Source organism: Alteromonas sp. ABV4_150, assembly GCF_056311745.1.
In genome coordinates this window covers 3414447-3432185 of sequence record NZ_CM149971.1, presented here as the reverse complement: position 1 = coordinate 3432185, position 17739 = coordinate 3414447, and the positions used below count along the sequence as shown (strand labels likewise).

At 45.1% G+C, this 17739-nt stretch carries 12 protein-coding genes and 1 pseudogene; 7 read left to right on the top strand and 6 right to left on the bottom strand.

Translation table 11 applies throughout. The features are described 5' to 3' along the window. Nucleotides 1-3 precede the first annotated feature (3 nt). Nucleotides 4-1119, top strand: a complete 1116-nt coding sequence (locus tag ACYX4M_RS14885; protein WP_476080696.1) for a metallophosphoesterase — start codon at nt 4-6, stop codon at nt 1117-1119. Between the two features lie 8 nt (nt 1120-1127). Then, a complete protein-coding gene (locus ACYX4M_RS14880; protein WP_476080695.1) occupies nt 1128-3353 on the top strand; it encodes a phytase in 2226 nt (741 codons plus the stop codon). A 207-nt stretch (nt 3354-3560) separates the two neighbouring features. On the opposite strand, the pseudogene ACYX4M_RS14875 reads toward ACYX4M_RS14880, so the two are convergent. Both ACYX4M_RS14875 and ACYX4M_RS14870 read right to left on the bottom strand, forming a co-directional pair. Next, nucleotides 3561-3981 (bottom strand): annotated as a pseudogene (locus ACYX4M_RS14875) (CBS domain-containing protein). A 178-nt stretch (nt 3982-4159) separates the two neighbouring features. Then, complete coding sequence (locus tag ACYX4M_RS14870; protein WP_476082888.1) at nt 4160-5152, bottom strand: isoaspartyl peptidase/L-asparaginase family protein; 993 nt, start codon at nt 5150-5152, stop codon at nt 4160-4162. A gap of 394 nt (nt 5153-5546) precedes the next feature. On the opposite strand from ACYX4M_RS14870, the gene sbcB reads away from it, so the two are divergent. Both sbcB and ACYX4M_RS14860 read left to right on the top strand, forming a co-directional pair. Next, complete coding sequence (gene sbcB / locus ACYX4M_RS14865; RefSeq protein ID WP_476080694.1) at nt 5547-6977, top strand: exodeoxyribonuclease I; 1431 nt, start codon at nt 5547-5549, stop codon at nt 6975-6977. 125 nt (nt 6978-7102) lie between these two features. Beyond that, the gene (locus ACYX4M_RS14860) at nt 7103-8758 is read left to right on the top strand and encodes a FapA family protein (RefSeq protein WP_476080693.1); all 1656 of its coding nucleotides are present in this window, start codon (nt 7103-7105) and stop codon (nt 8756-8758) included. A 79-nt stretch (nt 8759-8837) separates the two neighbouring features. On the opposite strand, the gene ACYX4M_RS14855 is transcribed toward ACYX4M_RS14860, so the two are convergent. From ACYX4M_RS14855 to ACYX4M_RS14840, 4 genes are all read right to left on the bottom strand, one after another. Further along, nucleotides 8838-10271: a diguanylate cyclase gene (locus ACYX4M_RS14855; protein ID WP_476080692.1), complete on the bottom strand. Its 1434-nt coding sequence runs from the start codon at nt 10269-10271 to the stop codon at nt 8838-8840. Between the two features lie 103 nt (nt 10272-10374). Continuing rightward, the gene (gene kynU / locus ACYX4M_RS14850) at nt 10375-11610 is read right to left on the bottom strand and encodes a kynureninase (RefSeq protein ID WP_476080691.1); all 1236 of its coding nucleotides are present in this window, start codon (nt 11608-11610) and stop codon (nt 10375-10377) included. Continuing rightward, complete coding sequence (locus tag ACYX4M_RS14845; protein ID WP_476080690.1) at nt 11600-12688, bottom strand: alpha/beta hydrolase family protein; 1089 nt, start codon at nt 12686-12688, stop codon at nt 11600-11602. The genes kynU and ACYX4M_RS14845 overlap by 11 nt, the downstream gene beginning before the upstream one ends. A 92-nt stretch (nt 12689-12780) precedes the next feature. After that, the gene (locus ACYX4M_RS14840) at nt 12781-13956 is read right to left on the bottom strand and encodes a thiolase family protein (protein WP_476080689.1); all 1176 of its coding nucleotides are present in this window, start codon (nt 13954-13956) and stop codon (nt 12781-12783) included. Nucleotides 13957-14305: 349 nt separating this feature from the next. Between ACYX4M_RS14840 and ACYX4M_RS14835 the strand changes: the two genes are divergently transcribed. From ACYX4M_RS14835 to ACYX4M_RS14825, 3 genes are all read left to right on the top strand, one after another. Beyond that, nucleotides 14306-14713: a MerR family transcriptional regulator gene (locus tag ACYX4M_RS14835; protein WP_014949161.1), complete on the top strand. Its 408-nt coding sequence runs from the start codon at nt 14306-14308 to the stop codon at nt 14711-14713. Then, the gene (locus ACYX4M_RS14830) at nt 14710-15879 is read left to right on the top strand and encodes an isovaleryl-CoA dehydrogenase (protein WP_039227068.1); all 1170 of its coding nucleotides are present in this window, start codon (nt 14710-14712) and stop codon (nt 15877-15879) included. Before ACYX4M_RS14835 ends, ACYX4M_RS14830 begins: the two co-directional genes overlap by 4 nt. A 243-nt stretch (nt 15880-16122) precedes the next feature. After that, nucleotides 16123-17730 (top strand): carboxyl transferase domain-containing protein, encoded by a 1608-nt coding sequence (locus ACYX4M_RS14825; protein ID WP_476080688.1) that lies wholly within the window; start codon nt 16123-16125, stop codon nt 17728-17730. The last annotated feature ends 9 nt before the right edge of the window (nt 17731-17739 follow it).

Below are 17739 nucleotides of genomic sequence, written 5' to 3'. Positions count from 1 at the left end.
TTCATGCACGGTTTACCCACACTCGCCCCAACCACAAAGCCAACATTCGCAACTCTGTTTGCGGTTGTGTTTTGTTTCACCTACTGCCTTACCTCAGAATTTGTAAAGGCAGAGCAAACAAGCCCCGCTTATTCCGCGGCAAAAACTAACGTAGCTATTGAAAATGCGAAGGCTACCAACGAGCAGTATTCACACGATTATTATGCACACACCACTATTGAAGGTTTATCGGTACCGGATGACGCGGTTTCTTTTTTAACGTTAGGTGATTGGGGCCGCAACGGCCACTTTTATCAAAAACACGTTGCTAAATGGCTAGATGTTGCAAGCTACCAACTAGATGCCGAATTTATCGCAACCACCGGCGATAACTTCTACGACAATGGTGTTGCCTCAATTGACGACCCTTACTGGCAGTCTTCTTACGAAAACATTTATCATCAACCTCATTTATTCATCGACTGGTACCCTGTGTTGGGAAACCATGACTATCGAGGAAACTGGCAGGCGCAAATAGATTACAGCACTAAGAGTCGACGTTGGGAAATGCCGGCGCAGTATTACAGTAAGACGTTAAAGCTTGACGATGGAAGCTCAGCTCTCTTGTTGTTTATCGATACGTCTCCGCTAAACCCCGACTATGCAGGTGAGGCTAAATACCAGGAAGCTTACTCACAAGGAGCATCTAAACAGCTTGATTGGATAAATACTATGTTGGCCAAAGAGCAATATACCTGGAAAGTTGTCATAGGCCATCATCCACTTTATTCAAGTGGTAAACGCTTCGGTAAAACAGACGCTATCAAAGACGTGTTAGAACCCATTTTTCACAAACATGGCGTCAACCTTTATGTTGCTGGGCACGAGCACGACCTTCAACACAACCAATTACCCGGGGATGACCTAGTGCACGTAGTGTCCGGTGGCGGCTCAGAAGTGCGGCCTGTTAGTAACTACGACTTTACACAATTCGCAAAATCGACCGGCGGCTTTGTCAGTGTGAGCATGACAGCTAAAAACATCTTCCTTAATTACATCGATCACAATGGGAAGACGATTTACACCCACACAATGAATAACGCCCGCACAGTATCTTCGCCGAACACGATTCAGGATTAATGATGACAATGGATAACCAAAAAACAAAAGGGCTACACCGAGCAGTAGCAAAGACCGTCGTTTTTACCGGTGCTCTAGCCACACTCTTTAGCTGTGCAGCGCAAGATACGACAGTCTCAAAAACTGAAGGCGCGCCCACAGGCACTGTACTTACACTTACACACCTTAAAAAAGGTTTTGAGCAAACGCTTTATTACCAAAACAATGGTCACACTAATAAAGACACCCATGCTAACAGCACAAAAAACACAGCGCTTACAAAGACACCCATGCCAGCAGCGTCTTACAATGACACCCATGGCAATCATACGCTTAAAGTAGCGCCGTCCAAGAAAAGTCATTCTTACGAAGACACCCATGCTATTAACCTTCAAATAAACGAGCATAAAGGCATTTCACTTATTAACAGCCAAGGTAAAACTCAATTTATTGAAGGCAGCTACGCGTTTGCACACGCTGAAGTAGCTAGCTCTGCGACCAAGCAATGGGTGTCTTTGGTAGTGTTTAATAACAACACGCAACATATTGAAGCATATCGCATATCTGTTGACACCCTGACAGTGCAACGGCTGCTTAGCCAAGCCACCAAAGGCTCTGAGGCCATTTGCGCAGCAATGAGTGCGCAAGGACACCCTCACATTATCAATGTGGATGCCACAGGCACCCTCAATCAATATGAACTACACCATGATCAGTTTTTATCGCTACGCAGTTTCGCCATAGGCCCTGGCATTAAAAGTTGCAGTGTTGACCTAGATACGCAAAACATCTACTTGGCGGATGAGTTCGCCGGGGTATGGAGGGTTAGCGCCCATATAGAAGGTGAGTTAGAGAAAACGCTTATCTTTCATAATGCGGATACTCCAGTCGAAGGTGTGAGCGTCTTACCCTCTACTGCTCTAAATTCAAACAGCAGCCTTGTCGGTTGGGTAAGCCCAGATAAAAGCGGCGTGTGGCTGCAAAATCAATGTAATGCTGAATTCGTAACTTTGATGCGCGACGAAGAAGGAACCGCTGAAAACATAGAGCCTGAGTTTATTCACTTTGCCACTTTTGAAAATAAAGAAGGGCCAAGAATTTCTGTGGTAGTAGATGATGACGCATCGGGCAGGGTTTATTCTGCAGAACTGCCGGCTAGTTTGACCGCCGAATATTTTAACGATGGGTGTCTTGCTAAAAAAGACGGTGACACTCAAAGTGGTACCGACACTTCTGACCAACATAAGGTGGCTACTGTTTTACCATTCGCGCAAACTCAGCCTGTGCAAAACTATGGTGATGCAGCTGACGACCCTGCTATTTGGGTTAACTCACAGGCCCCTTCAGACAGTCGCATAGTTGGCACCGACAAAAAAGGCGCATTGAATACCTACGATCTTACCGGCAAGCAACTTCAGAGCCTGCCGATAGGAAGAGTCAATAACGTAGATGTTGGGTACCGGGTTGCGGTAAACACTGTGAACATCGACGGTAAAAAAGAATTTACTGATGTTGCCGTTGCTTCAAACCGAACACATAACAGCTTGTCTGTTTTGGAAATAGATCATAACGGTAACCTCACCCATTTAGGTGAGATTAAAACAACGCTTAGCGACATTTATGGTATGTGTCTTTTTACCAATAACGGGATAGCTCATGTATTTGCGAACGATACCAGTGGTCGCTTCGAGCGATATGAATTATCAATCAACCAAGGCAAAGTAGTTAAAGGAAAGTTAAGTCAAAGCTTCTCTCTTCCCTCACAGCCTGAAGGCTGCGTGGTAGATACCTACACCAATACGGCTTACCTTGGTGAAGAGGCCGCAGGTATCTGGGCGCTGGATATCAGCTCTACTGATAATACACCTACATTTATCTCAGCAATAACACCACCGGTTGAAGCTGATGTAGAGGGCTTGGCACTATTTACCGTTGATGACAAGAAATACCTCATTGCATCAAGTCAGGGCAATAACAGCTACGCCATCTATCACATACATGAAGAAAACCCTGAAACGTTAACACTTATGGGGCTAGTTCAAATTGCCGCTGACAAGGCAAAGCAAATTGACGGGGTATCGGAAACTGACGGGCTAGAAGCAACAAATGCCAACCTTGGCGGTGCTTTTACTGAAGGACTGTGGGTAGTGCAAGATGGCCGCAACGTAATGCCAAGCCAAAAGCAAAACTTTAAACTTGTCGCAGGTACGACGCTTAAAGACGCAATAAGAGATTTAGTATATAGGCAAGGTTAACAGCACATGGTGTGAGTAACGCCAACACCCACGCCGATAATAGAGAAAAGGGGAGCTTAAAGGTTACCTTTCCCCTTTTCTCTCAAAATTTGCTAACTTATCGCTGTAGTTTATTTGCGCTTAAGGTTTCAATACCTCAAAACATCGCCAATACCACCTTCGATTTTGCAGACAAGCTTACATAGGCAGCGCAAAATCTAATATCAACTAGCCCGCTCGCTGATAGCCATCGTTTAATTGAACGTCAATGGCACGAAGCACTGCCGTTCGGTTAATGGAGCCTAAAAGCACACCATCATCATCTACTACCGGGTAAACCCGTGAGCTTCTCTTTAAGCAGCAATTGCGCTAGCTCTATCACCGACATATAGGGCTTAACCGAAACCACCGGCGTTTTCATTATTTCACCTACCCTACAGATCTGCTCGCGATAATAGCTAGATGCAATCATTTGAGCGATACAGTCTTGCTCGGATAAAAAGCCCACGACCTTTCCCTTTGCATCAAGCACAGGTCCACCACTTTGCCCACTGGCTAACAGCGCTTCGACAGCCTGCGCAACGGGCATATCGACATTAAGTTTGACTGGGTGAGTATTCATATAATCACTGACTTGCAACGATTCCATTTTCGATTCTCCAGCCGTGGCGCCTAATGTGACCGATACTGCGACTTATTGGGCGTTACGGCACTTCAATTATTTTTAACCACATGTGAAAGCAATTTCCCCCACATTTAAAGATTAGACGCTTCGTTGAATACAAGCCAGCACATTTAACATTAAAACAACAAATGCCACTAAGTATTTAGTCTTTATAAATAGCCACGGTTACTTCACCATGCACGTCGATACTTGCGCGGTACATACCCGCTGAATTAAATGGCATCGCGATGTTTCCTTTCCCGTCGATGGCTATTACCCCGCCATCTCCACCAGCTTTCACTAACACGTCGTTAATCACTGTATTAGCAGCGTCTTTCAACGTTAGCCCTTGATAATTCATTCGCGCACAGATATCTGCAGCCACATTGTATCGAATGAAATATTCACCATGACCGGTAGCTGATACGGCGCAGCTAGCATTGTCAGCATAAGTGCCGGCTCCAATAACGGGTGAATCGCCGATGCGTCCATATCGTTTAGCCGTCATTCCACCGGTTGATGTACCGGCAACAATGTTGCCCCAACCATCCAATACGACGGCCCCTACCGTTCCAAAGCGCTCGTTCCCCTGCTGCAAACCGTAGCCGTTTGAAGCCTGCTCCATACGGGCTTTCGTTTTATCTAACGCTTGCTTGCGAAATTTGGTATCAAAAAGTGAGTTGTCTACTTGCTCAAGACCGTTTTCTTTTGCGTATTCTTCAGCGCCTGCACCAGAGAGCATGACATGCGGAGACTCATCCATTACGAGTAGTGCCGCTTCTATTGGGCTTCGAATTGTCTTAACACCGGCAACAGCACCGGCGTTTTTTGTTCCACCATGCATGATAGACGCATCGAGCTCATGCTCACCGTCAAACGTATACACTGCGCCAATACCGGCGTTAAACAAAGGTGAACTTTCAAGAATTTTAATCGTTTCTACTACCGCGACTTCACCTTTGGCACCGTCTTGCAGCAAGCCATAGCCGTGCTGTACCGCCTGCGTTAGCACTTTTTTATAAGCCGCCTCTTTTTCAGGCGTCATCGACGATTTCAAAATAGTGCCTGCTCCGCCATGGATGGCGATGGCTATCTGTGGGCTCTCTTGGTGTGATTTAGCTGCTAGTACAGTAGCGCTTGTAAACAATGCAAACAAAGTGCTAATTGCGCAAAGCGTGTATCGAGCTCTATTGGACTGACGGGAAATTCGAAATAGTTTCAAACGGTTGACTCCTTTGAAAGTTATAAAACACCACTTATTTTTGTGATGAATGAAATCAACATAAACAAGCAACGTTAATATTGCATTCTTAGCAATTTAAGATGACACACTAAATGACGATAATCTAGGCTATGTCGAGAAGTTCTGTAAAAGCACTCTGGCTGATTTAAATATTGTTTTAGGTGGCTGAAGCGAAAAGCCAATCGGTTACAAAGTCAATTAAGACATTCTTTGTTTCGAAAATTGGGCACAAAACCAACAGCGTTTGGTATTAAAATTGTCGCGGTGTACACTGCGTGCAACATTTTATAGATAAGCAATGGTGGTTATGCACGCACCTACATTTTTGTGGCACGATTTTGAAACATTTGGCACCAGTCCGCAAAAAGATCTCCCTTGCCAATTTGCCGCCGTAAGAACAGATATGGATTTAAATGTTGTTGGAAAGCCCATCAACATTATGAGCGCCATTGCTAATGATTATCTCCCTCATCCAGAAGCATGCCTGGTTACAGGCATTACGCCACAGCAAACCATAAGAGATGGGTCGAACGAGGCGGACTTTGCTGCGCGAATTTACCAAGAGATGTCTACACCAAATACCTGTAGCGTTGGGTTTAACAGCATTCGATTCGACGATGAAGTGTCGCGCTATTTATTCTACCGTAATTTTTACGACCCCTATTCACGGGAGTGGCGAAATGGCAATAGTCGCTGGGATATTATTGATGTAGCAAGAGCCTGCTACGCGCTTAGGCCAGAAGGGATTAACTGGCCAGAACGAGATGATGGTACACCCAGCTTTAAACTCGAATCGCTTACTGCTGCAAATAACATTGGGCATGAAAATGCGCACGATGCCCTAAGCGATGTTTATGCGACGATTGCGCTGGCAAAGCTGATTAAAGAAAAGCAGCCTCGATTATTTGAGTATGCGCTCTCGCTTCGCAATAAACATACGGTTATGCAGCAAATTGATGTGAGCAAACCTTCGGTACTTTTGCATATCTCGTCCAAACTACCAGCATCCCAGGGGTGTTGCACATGGGTAATGCCAATCGCAAAGCACCCAACTAATTCGAATGCATTTATAGCGATAGATTTATCCCATGATATAAACAGCTTGGTAAACGACTCAGCAGAAGAGATCAGGCAGGCACTTTACGCGCCAGCGGATACATATTCAGATACAAAAGAGCGACCTGGTCTTAAACTTATCCACATTAATCGCTCACCGTTTATTACTACAGCAAAAGCGATGACTGAGGACAATGCCGCGAGGCTGGGTCTTGACCGTGAGCGCTGCCTCGACAATTACAAGATTCTCGCAAGCACTAGAGGCCTGCCTGACAAGCTTATAAATGTGTATGACGAAGAGCGCGACAGTACAGAGCATGACATTGACCATGCCTTGTATAGCGGTGGTTTTTTAAATGACGAAGACAGGCGCTGGTGCGAGCGAGTTATTAATGCCGAGCCTGATGACCTTGCCACCTTAAGCGATGAAACTCAGCATGAAGGTTTGCGCAAACAGCTGTTTCGTTACCGTGGACGAAACTACCCTAATACGCTAACCGCAGATGAGATGACCAAGTGGCAGTATCATCGTCAGGCTCGCTTAACAGACACCGCGTTTGGCGGCTCAATCACCTTAGAAAACTATATGATGAGACTAGAAGCGTTAGCCCACGAGCACAGCGATAATCCTGACAAACAAGCCATACTGCGAGCACTGTATCAATATGCTAAAAACCTTTGACGGAGGTTTTATAACATCATAAATTAATGATAGTTGAACTAGGGCGGTGAGGGATAAAACGTAGTCAAGGAATTGATGACTTCCGCCGATAATAACAATACACGTGCGCAAGGGAATAAGTAGTCATGAATGGCGTTACAATAAGCTTCGACAAATCAAGAACCTATATAAACATTATGCTAAACCCATCTGAATTTACTTCAGAGGTTGATATTCGCGAAGTTAGACAGCAATTGGAAAGTGGCGAAACCAAGCGCCTTTATGTGTCAGAAAAGGCATTGAAATCAGCTTGCGAGACGGCCAACCATTACTTTAAAACAGGCGATGGTACTGTGGTTCAAGAGCGTATTGGAGAACGTAAAAATGCCGAAGTTGAATTTCGGCTGCCTGAAGACGGCATGACTGCAAACTTAGTTCTCACTACCCCCTATGGCGGTAAACTCCCTTCCCTTGCAACGGTTAAATCGTTAGCGGTCAAAAATAGAGTGGTTCGAGGTGTAAGTACTAAAAAAATAGACGCCATGCTCAAAGAGGCTAGAAATGCAGTGCCTGGCACTGTTTTAGAGGAAACTATTGCCAAAGGGCTTCCTGCTCGAGATGGAAAAAACTCCAAATTTGTTCCACTAGTTCCAAACGCACTTGAACGGATACTTAGACCGCAAACGAACGAAGGTGAACGGGTTGACATGCGCAACTTAGGCGAAGTGATATGCGTGAAAATAAATACGCCTGTTCTGCGCCGCACTCCGCCTACCAAAGGCCGTTCTGGCTTTGACGTAAAAGGAAATACTATTTCCGCCGTTGAAGGTGAATGGGTAGACTTTAAAATGGGGACAGGAACGGTTGTCTCTGATAGCGACGCAAACTTACTAATGTCGTCAATTTCTGGAATGCCTAAATACCGCGACCAAGTTATGAATATTGATGACACTTTTATCTGTAACGGTGTCAACGTTGGTACAGGGCACGTAAATTATGAGGGCGCAGTATTAGTTAATGGCGATGTCACCGAGAAAATGCAGATAAAAGCGGCAGGTGACGTTACTATCAACGGTTTTGTAGAGTCTGCTTATGTCGAGTCTGGCGGTGACATTATTATCACCGAAGGCGCGATGGGCAAGGTCAACGATAAGCAAGGTGATTTCCAGTGTAAATTAGTGGCCGCAGGGAGTATTCACGTACAACATGGTCAAGGCATCGACATACAGTGCGCTGGAAATATTACTGTTGGTAGACAGCTTGCGTACAGCCGTCTGCGTTGCGGTGGGGCTGTAATTGTGGGGCAAATTGATAAGCCTATGGGCAACCTATTTGCTTGTGACATTATAAGTCAAGATAGAGTTGAAGCTGGAACCCTCGGCGCTGTTTCTGGAAGTACGTTGAAAGTTGATTTCAGTCCTGGTTTTAATCAACTACTAGAGCGCAAAGACTCCCTTGATGAGTTGCTAAGGCAAATTCGCGAAAATAACTTAAAACACAAAGAAAAAATCGACCTTATTCAGGGTAAAAAAATCCCTAAAGAGCTACAGCGAAAAGCAGCAGAAGCCCTTGAGCTATTTAACAATGAAAGTGCGCTGCTGGAATGGTTGGAGAATAAAGCTAACGACGTTAAAGCAGCGAAAGAAAACTATCAGGCCGACGTTAAGCTTATAGCCAATAAAAGGCTCTACCCAGGTGTTTCTGCCAAGTTAAATAATAGGAACTGGCGCTCTGAGCGAGAGTACGAGCGCGCTCAAATCCACTACGACTCGCACCAATGGCACTATGAGCCAATAATATAAGGGGTGCTAAGGCTTGCGAAGCCCAATTTTTCAGGCTTCGCCTCACTTACAATGAAGCAAGCCTCAAAAGGATGGTTTATTACTGGGCAATACTCACGTTACAGTAGCCTTGCCGCTTAGACTGATATAGCGCTTTTATAGTGCGTTCAAGCCAGTCAGGAAACTCTTCTGACTCACGTAATTCAGCCATGCCAATGGCAATTTTGAACTTATCGCCTAGTTGATAGTGAGAATCCATACAATCTAACAGCCTGTCTGCGAGAATCTTCGCTGAGTCTAATTGAGTCTGTGGGCAAAGCACAATAAACTGCTCTCCATTGAACCTTGAAACAACGTCGACCTCTCTTACAGTATTAAGGCAATTTTGGGCTGCTGTCTTTAACACCTCTTCTCTAATACAAGGGTCGTGAGAAAATAAGTTTTCATCAACAGGTGTTAAGTCAATGGCGATTAATGTGGCGGTAGTATGAAACCGATGAAAGCGTGATATTTCTTCTTCCGCTCTCTGTATCATGTGATTGCGGTTATATAAACCCGTGATCGTATCGTAAGCCGAAAGAAACCCTAATGTTTTGTTTTTCTCTAACAAATTTGCCTGTAACGCACTAATCTCTTCATTCTTTTGTTTAATTATGCGCTTGTAGTCACCCACATGGCGGTTTCTCGAAATTAGCCATAGCAGCCCCATCAAAATAATAACTGAACTCAGTATCATCACGGCATAATTACGACTATAACGGATCTGAACGTTATTCCACCGCTTGTAGATTTCTACTTTCTTCGTCTCTGGAATACGCTCTATTGCAACATTAAGTTTTTCTACTAAATGGCCGTAAGATTTATTAACACCAAATGCCAGAGAATCAAACGGTTCGGCGTAACCGACAATGTGTAAATCTTCAAGCTCAAGGTTATTAATGTGCATATTCACACTCATCAATGAGCCCACCATAACGTCAAATTTACCGTTTGCGAGTTGTTTAAGGCCTTCTTCCTCGGATGGGATGAGTTTCAATCGCAATCCAGGGTAATGACGAGAAATATACTCGACTTGGCGGTAACCCTGCACAATACCTACTGTACGATTGCCAATACCTGAATAACCCTGCAGCATAGGCATTCCCGTGCGGGCAACCAGTACATTTGGCGCTTCAAAGTAAGGCGCACTAAAATCTAAAAACTGCTTACGATAATCAGAGGTATTCATCATGGGGATGACTTGACACTTGCCTTGCTGAACAAACTCTAAGCTTTCCTGCCAACTCTGTGTAGAAACGAGCTTAAATTTAAGGTCGCTTAGTTCAGCAATAAGCTGCATGTACTGGGCTGAAATACCTACATGAATACCATTTCTTATTGCTTCATAAGGCGCCCAATTGGGATCAATACAATAGGTTACTTCGTTTGTTTTTTGAGATGCTAATGATTGTTCAGATGCAGCTTGCAAGAGCGCGCTAAAAACGGCTCCTACGAACAACACTGTGCAAAGCAGGCTTTTTCTTATTTTTCTCAACTGCACACCCAAAAGAATAATGACATCAACGACAAGTCAGCAGCGAAGTATTAAGTCTAAACGCAGAAAATGCAATAAATTCGACTATTTAGACACTCTTTAGCTAGGTAACACTCTGCTGTTGCTTGAATATCTTCTTATCATAACGTCTTTCACTCACGATAGCAGCCAACGCTGTTACCGCTTTTTCAATATCGGCAAAACTTAAATAAAGTGGCGCAAAGCCAACACGAAGTATGTTTGGTGCACGAAAATCAGCAATGACACCTTCTGCTATCCATGCTTGGCAGATAGCATAAGCATCGTCGTGGGCAAACGCAATTTGGCTGCCTCTGTTATCGAGCGACGGGCTTACAACCTTGAGCTCATCTAATAAGCCCGCTCTTTTAGCTTCAGCAATAAAATAGGCTTGAAGCTTTTTAGATTTTTCATCAATGGCTTTAATTGAAACACCCTCAAACACATCAAGAGCGGCTTCAAGGATGCTCATTCCAATAATACCTGGCGTACCACACAAGTTCTGTTTTACCGACGTATCGGGGGTGTAGTCGGGAGAAAATAAAAATGGCGAGCTATGGCCCATCCAACCTGATAGAGGCTGTTTATAAGCGTCTTGATGTCGTCGGGCAACATAAATAAATGCAGGAGCACCTGGGCCGCCGTTCAAATATTTATAGGTACAACCAACAGCGAAGTCTACATTGCACTCATCGAGGGCAACGGGAAACGCGCCCGCGCTGTGTGCTAAATCCCAAAGCGTGAGAATTCCTTTATTGTGCGCCTGCTTTGTAATGCCCTTCATATCAAGCTTAAAACCACTTCTAAAGTTAACCTGGGTTAACATCAGCACAGCGATATCATCTTCAAGCTGGGCACCAACACTATTTTCATCTATATACCGAATGCTATATTCATCGCCCAGCAAATCAAGTAAACCTTGAACCATGTAGATGTCGGTAGGGAAATTATCTCTCGTGGTGGCGATAACTTTTCTTTCAGGGTGCATTTTCAAGGCAGCGCTAAGCACCTTAAATAAATTGATTGATATCGAATCGCAACATATTACTTGACCTTGCTTGGCACCAATGAGCGTGCCAATTTTGTCACCCACCTGCTGTGGTAACGAAATCCACTGGTGCTTGTTCCAGCTTGTAATAAGGCCTTCACCCCATTGTGTTTTTACGACCTCGCAAGCACGCTCTTCCGCTTTTTTCGGCAAGGGCCCAAGAGAGTTACCGTCTAGATAGATAGTATCATTTGGCAGCGCGAATTCGTCCGCCTTACTATAAAGGGGGTCTTTCTCATCAAGCTGCTTAGCAGAAAAAACCTTATTTATCATGGTGACTTAAAACCTCAAGTAAAGCATCAAAGGATGTTGATTCGGAGTGTAGCCAGTCGAAATGACCGCCGTTTTTTATTATTCTGTTTCTGGCGCCAGGTACTAAAGCGTGATGTTTGGGAACAATACTATCTTCTTCGCCTTGCAGTAATATTACCGGAGGTGTGATATCAGCGACATTTGGTGTAGCCACTTTATATGCACGTTTGTCATCGGATGGCATTCCCCCCATAAATTGCGGCGTGGCCGTCTGACAGCTATTTTCGCCGAGCGCATAACTTTGCATATTTGTTATAGCGGCAAGCCCTATGACCTTCTTGATGGCTTTACTCACATCGCTTTCCGAAAGAGCCTGCGCAGCCAATAGCCCTAGGTGCCCACCTGCGGAATGCCCCACCAAATATATGTCGCCGCTACCGCCTGTAGCTTCAATATTCTCAATTGATGCCCTCACAGCTTTAATTACATCTTCCAAACTACCGGGCCAGCCGCCGCCTTCATCGCCAACGCGTCTATATTCCATTGCATAGACACCCATTCCACGTTCTGCCAACGCATGATAGAACCCTTTAGCATGGTCGAAGCCGTATGCATTAAGCCAACATCCGCCATGAACGAATATGACGGCGTCCCCAGCGAACTCATTTTCATCCCCACCCCGGCCATGCCATATATATACAGTCTGAAGCGGGTCGTCGCCGTAGCTAAATTGATCGTCCTGTTCTGACGTTGGCAAGACACCCAACGCAGAATATGGCACTTGAGTCAGCAGCTGTGGTTTTGTGCTCGCGAACTTTTTTGCATGGGTGTCATTCGAAGTGTTTCTCGGAAACAAGTTCGGTTCATTAACATGGGTGTCTTTGTAATTCGGCGTTGTTTGGGTGACACCCATTGTAAAGGAAAGCTGTTGTGCTCCACGGTCAAACTTCGAGTTAGCATGGGTGTCATTGTAAATTACATTGTTATTCACAACGCCACTCTCATTCTGACGTGAAGTCGCTTGTGTATCTACGGCGGCAAAAAGTACCGCTAGCACAGCAATTGTTGATGGGGAGATAGCTTTGATGGGAAATTTCATATTGATGATTTTTATTTTAATTAAATCATAGAGTGCTAAGTAAATGGGGCACTCTATGATTAATTTTTTGACATGTTATCGCTGAGCTCTGTTTAAAGCATTTCAACAGCTAGTGCTACGCCTTCGCCACCACCTATACACAAAGATGCAATACCTTTTTGGCCGCCGCGTTGCTTAAGCGCGTGTAAAAGCGTTACTAAAATACGTGCGCCTGATGCACCGATTGGATGGCCCAGTGCACATGCACCACCTTTAACGTTCACTTTGTTTTCATCTAGCCCGAGTTTCTTAACTGCCAGCATAGTCACCATCGCAAAAGCTTCATTAATCTCAAACAAATCAACTTCTTCTTTCGTCCACCCTGCTTTATCCAGTACTTTTTCCATTGCTCCTACAGGGGCAACGGTGAAGTTTTCAGGTTCAATAGAATTTGTAGCATGAGCAACTACACGTGCCAATGGTGCTAGGCCAAGCTCTTTCGCTTTATTCTCGCTCATTACCACCAGTGCTGCAGCACCATCAGAAATCGAGCTTGAATTTGCCGCAGTGACCGTGCCGTCTTTTTTGAAAGCTGGTCTTAGTGTTGGAATTTTTTCTGGGCGCGCTGAACCCGGGCCTTCATCGGTATCAACCACCGTGTCACCCTTTCTAGATGAGATTGTTACCGGAACTATCTCATCAACGAATGTACCGCTATTAATTGCTTCATGAGCTTTTGAAAGCGAGCTTAATGCAAACTCATCCATTTCGCCTCGAGATATGTTTTCTTCATCGGCAGTATCTTGCGCAAAACACCCCATTGCTTTGCCATCATAAGCATTTTCTAGCCCGTCTAACATCATGTGGTCAAGCACTTGACCATGACCCATGCGATAACCCGCTCTTGCTTTTGGCAACATGTATGGCGCATTGCTCATGCTTTCCATTCCCCCTGCTACGACTGCAGTCGCACTGCCAGCTTTGATTAAGTCATGCGCCATCATTACCGCTTTTAAACCCGAGCCACAGACTTTATTAATAGTCGTAACACCTGCGCTTAATGGAAGTCCCGCCCCCAGTGACGCTTGTCGTGCAGGTGATTGACCAAGGCCAGCAGGTAATACACACCCCATGATGACTTCATCAATTGCAGAGACATCCATCTCTTCGCACACTGCTTTAATCGCAACTTCTCCAAGTTTGGTCGCAGCAAGTGAAGACAAATTACCGTTAAAACCACCCATTGGTGTGCGCTTAGCAGCGACAATAACTACTGAATCGTTACTCATAACTGTGCCCTTAAAATTCATTTAAATTATAAAGTTAAGTGAAGAACTTCACTAAGATGTATACAAAAGTAAACACCTCTTAAAGCGTCTAAGCTTTACCTTCACCGTGAAAAATTGACGTTAGCAAAATGTTACTTTACCTTAACGTAAAATGTAATTAACGTTAACGTAAACCTGTACCAAGTGAGTGTCAACCAAACACTACGTTTTAATATGGCGGAAAAAAACACGCTGCTTAAAAACAATAGTGTAATTGCAAAGACACCCACCCTGTACAGCAAAATTAATTACAGAGACACCCACGCTAAGAACAAGGGTGTCAAACAGCGCTAAAAACAAGGTACATGTAATGAGCAAGTACGATGACGAAACAACATATGCAATAGGCGAACTCGCGCGCGAGTTTGACATTACTCCTCGCTCAATTCGTTTTTACGAAGAGCAGGGGCTAATGTCACCGTCAAGAACCGGGCAAAATCGCGTTTATTTAAATAAAGATAGAGTGCGCTTAAAGCTTATCTTACGCGGAAAGCGCTTGGGTTTTTCCCTTGCTGAAGTCAAGACACTATTCGACATGTACGACACTAACCCCAACTCAGCCATTCAGTTAGAAGCCATGCTTGAAATGACTGAGCAAAAAAGAGCGGTGCTTAAACAACAATTAGAAGATATTCAGATGTTAATGACAGAGCTGGATGATGTTGAAGCACGTTGCCGTGAAGAACTCGCAGAATTAAAACGAGGAAATATCGCATGAACACCTCCTACCCTACTTTAAATTTTGGACTTGGCGAAGACATCGAGATGTTACGTGACCAGGTCTATCAATTTGCACAAAATGAGATTGCTCCTCTTGCTGAACAAGCAGACGCAGACAACCAATTCCCAAATCAATTGTGGACTAAGCTCGGTGATATGGGTCTGCTTGGTGTGACCGTATCAGAACAGTACGGTGGCTCTGATATGGGCTATCTCGCCCACACTATTGCGATGGAAGAAGTTAGCCGCGCATCAGGTGGGATCGGATTGAGCTATGGCGCTCACTCAAACCTTTGTGTTAACCAGATTTTTAAAAACGGTAATGATGCTCAGCGTGAAAAGTACCTACCTAAGTTAGTAAGCGGTGAGCATATTGGTGCACTGGCAATGAGTGAACCTAATGCAGGTTCGGACGTTGTTAGCATGAAATTGAAGGCTGAAAAACGCGGCGACAAATACATCCTTAACGGCAACAAGATGTGGATCACAAACGGTCCTGATGCACATACATTTGTTATCTACGCCAAGACCGATCCTAACGCAGGGCCAAGAGGGATCACAGCGTTTATCGTAGAGCGCGATTTCCCTGGCTTTAGCCGCGCACAGAAACTCGACAAACTTGGTATGCGCTCGTCTAACACTTGCGAGTTAGTGTTCGAGGATTGCGAAGTACCTGCCGAAAATATTCTTGGCAAAGAAGGCGAAGGCGTTCGTGTACTAATGAGCGGCCTAGATTACGAACGTCTTGTTTTATCCGGAGGCCCACTCGGGATTATGCAATCGTGTATGGATATTGTTGTTCCTTATATTCACGACCGTCAGCAGTTTGGTCAATCAATTGGTCAATTCCAACTGATACAGGGCAAAGTCGCTGACATGTACACGCAGATGAATGCAGCGCGCGCGTATGTTTACACCGTTGCACAGTCGTGCGATCGCGGTGAGACAACGCGAAAAGATGCGGCTGGCGCGATTCTATACTCAGCAGAACTCGCCACAAAAATGGCATTAGATGCCATTCAGCTGCTTGGCGGTAACGGTTATATCAACGAATACCCGACGGGTCGCCTTCTACGTGATGCCAAGCTTTATGAAATTGGCGCGGGAACGTCCGAAATTCGCCGTATGCTTATAGGCCGCGAGCTATTTAACGAATCTAAATGATACGGAGTTTAGGGTGGAAAATAATTTGTTTGAAACAAGGAACAATTAGACGTTCTTTATTTCATAGAATTTAGCAAGACACCCACCCTACTCTACATAAAGAGATTTAGAAAAGCTGAACTTTATTAGAATTGCAAAGACACCCACCGCAGCAAAAGAGCCTAGTATGGGTGTCATGCTAACCATCTTGCTAACTAGTGGTTATCGCGATGTTGTCGCGAATACCCAATAAAAGGAGGGGTTATGCCCGTTCTTCGCTCAAGTATAAATACGAAGTCTGAAACATTTATCGCAAACGCCGAACATATGCAGGCTCAGGTAAATGATCTTGTCGAGAAAATAGAACAAATTTGCCAGGGTGGCGGCGAAAAAGCAGCGCAGCGCCACGTCTCGCGAGGGAAGCTTCTACCACGTGACCGAATAAACGCACTTATCGATTCAGACACTCCATTTCTCGAAATAGGCCAGTTAGCAGCCTGGGAAGTATATGAAGACTATGTGCCCTGTGCAGGGGTTGTTGCCGGGATCGGTATTGTTGCTGGCATCGAGTGCATGATTGTAGCAAACGATGCTACTGTAAAAGGCGGGACTTACTACCCTCTTACTGTGAAAAAGCACCTTCGCGCTCAGACCATCGCAGAGCAAAATAACTTACCTTGTATTTATCTAGTGGATTCAGGTGGTGCTAACTTACCTCGCCAAGATGATGTATTCCCTGACAGGGAGCACTTTGGCCGTATATTCTTCAACCAGGCTAATATGTCTGCTAAGAATATTCCTCAAATTGCAGTAGTAATGGGGTCGTGCACGGCGGGCGGAGCTTATGTTCCAGCTATGGCTGATGAAAGTATTATCGTTAAAGAGCAGGCGACTATCTTCTTAGGAGGACCACCACTTGTTAAAGCTGCAACTGGGGAAGTAGTTACCGCAGAAGAGCTGGGAGGCGGTGACGTCCATACTCGGATATCCGGAGTTGCTGATCACTTAGCCAACAACGATCATCATGCACTTTCTTTAGCCAGAAATGCTATCTCTAGATTAAATAGAAAGAAACCTAAAGACTTAGACGTGACCGAGGTGAAACCACCGCGCTACGACACAAAAGAGATATACGGCATTGTGCCTGCAGATAGCCGTCAGACATACGATGTAAGAGAAATCATTGCGCGTGTTGTGGATGACTCAGACTTTGATGAGTTCAAACCGCTTTACGGCACAACCTTGGTTTGTGGTTTTGCGCGCATTTTCGGTTTCCCTGTAGGCATCGTAGCTAACAACGGCATACTGTTCGGTGAAAGCGCGCTTAAAGGTGCTCATTTTGTCGAACTATGCGCCATGAGAAAAATCCCCCTCGTGTTTTTGCAAAACATCACAGGCTTTATGGTCGGTAAGCAATACGAGCACGGTGGGATTGCGAAACACGGTGCCAAAATGGTAACCGCTGTAGCATGTGCGAATGTGCCAAAGCTCACTGTGCTTATCGGCGGAAGTTTCGGTGCGGGTAACTACGGCATGTGCGGCAGAGCCTATGACCCACGCTTCCTTTTCATGTGGCCAAATGCTCGAATATCTGTAATGGGCGGTGAGCAAGCCGCAGGTGTTCTCGCACAGGTAAAACGCGACCAAAAAGAGCGCTCAGGCGAGTCTTGGAGCGCAGAAGAAGAGAAAGCATTTAAACAGCCCGTCATTGATACCTACGAAAAGCAAGGACACCCATACTATGCATCTGCAAGGCTCTGGGACGATGGCGTGATCGACCCGGCAGATACACGTTTAGTGCTTGGTCTATCGCTTTCAGCGACGCTAAACAAGCCTATCGAAGACACCCAATTTGGCATATTTAGAATGTAGGAGCTCGTG

Coding starts and splice junctions, on each gene's coding strand:
- ACYX4M_RS14840 (WP_476080689.1), bottom strand. CDS start 13,956: ATGAGTAACGATTCAGTAGTTATTGTCGCTGCTAAGCGCACACCAATG.
- ACYX4M_RS14825 (WP_476080688.1), top strand. CDS start 16,123: ATGCCCGTTCTTCGCTCAAGTATAAATACGAAGTCTGAAACATTTATC.
- ACYX4M_RS14860 (WP_476080693.1), top strand. CDS start 7,103: ATGAATGGCGTTACAATAAGCTTCGACAAATCAAGAACCTATATAAAC.
- kynU (WP_476080691.1), bottom strand. CDS start 11,610: ATGATAAATAAGGTTTTTTCTGCTAAGCAGCTTGATGAGAAAGACCCC.
- ACYX4M_RS14835 (WP_014949161.1), top strand. CDS start 14,306: ATGAGCAAGTACGATGACGAAACAACATATGCAATAGGCGAACTCGCG.
- sbcB (WP_476080694.1), top strand. CDS start 5,547: ATGCACGCACCTACATTTTTGTGGCACGATTTTGAAACATTTGGCACC.
- ACYX4M_RS14880 (WP_476080695.1), top strand. CDS start 1,128: ATGGATAACCAAAAAACAAAAGGGCTACACCGAGCAGTAGCAAAGACC.
- ACYX4M_RS14845 (WP_476080690.1), bottom strand. CDS start 12,688: ATGAAATTTCCCATCAAAGCTATCTCCCCATCAACAATTGCTGTGCTA.
- ACYX4M_RS14885 (WP_476080696.1), top strand. CDS start 4: ATGCACGGTTTACCCACACTCGCCCCAACCACAAAGCCAACATTCGCA.
- ACYX4M_RS14830 (WP_039227068.1), top strand. CDS start 14,710: ATGAACACCTCCTACCCTACTTTAAATTTTGGACTTGGCGAAGACATC.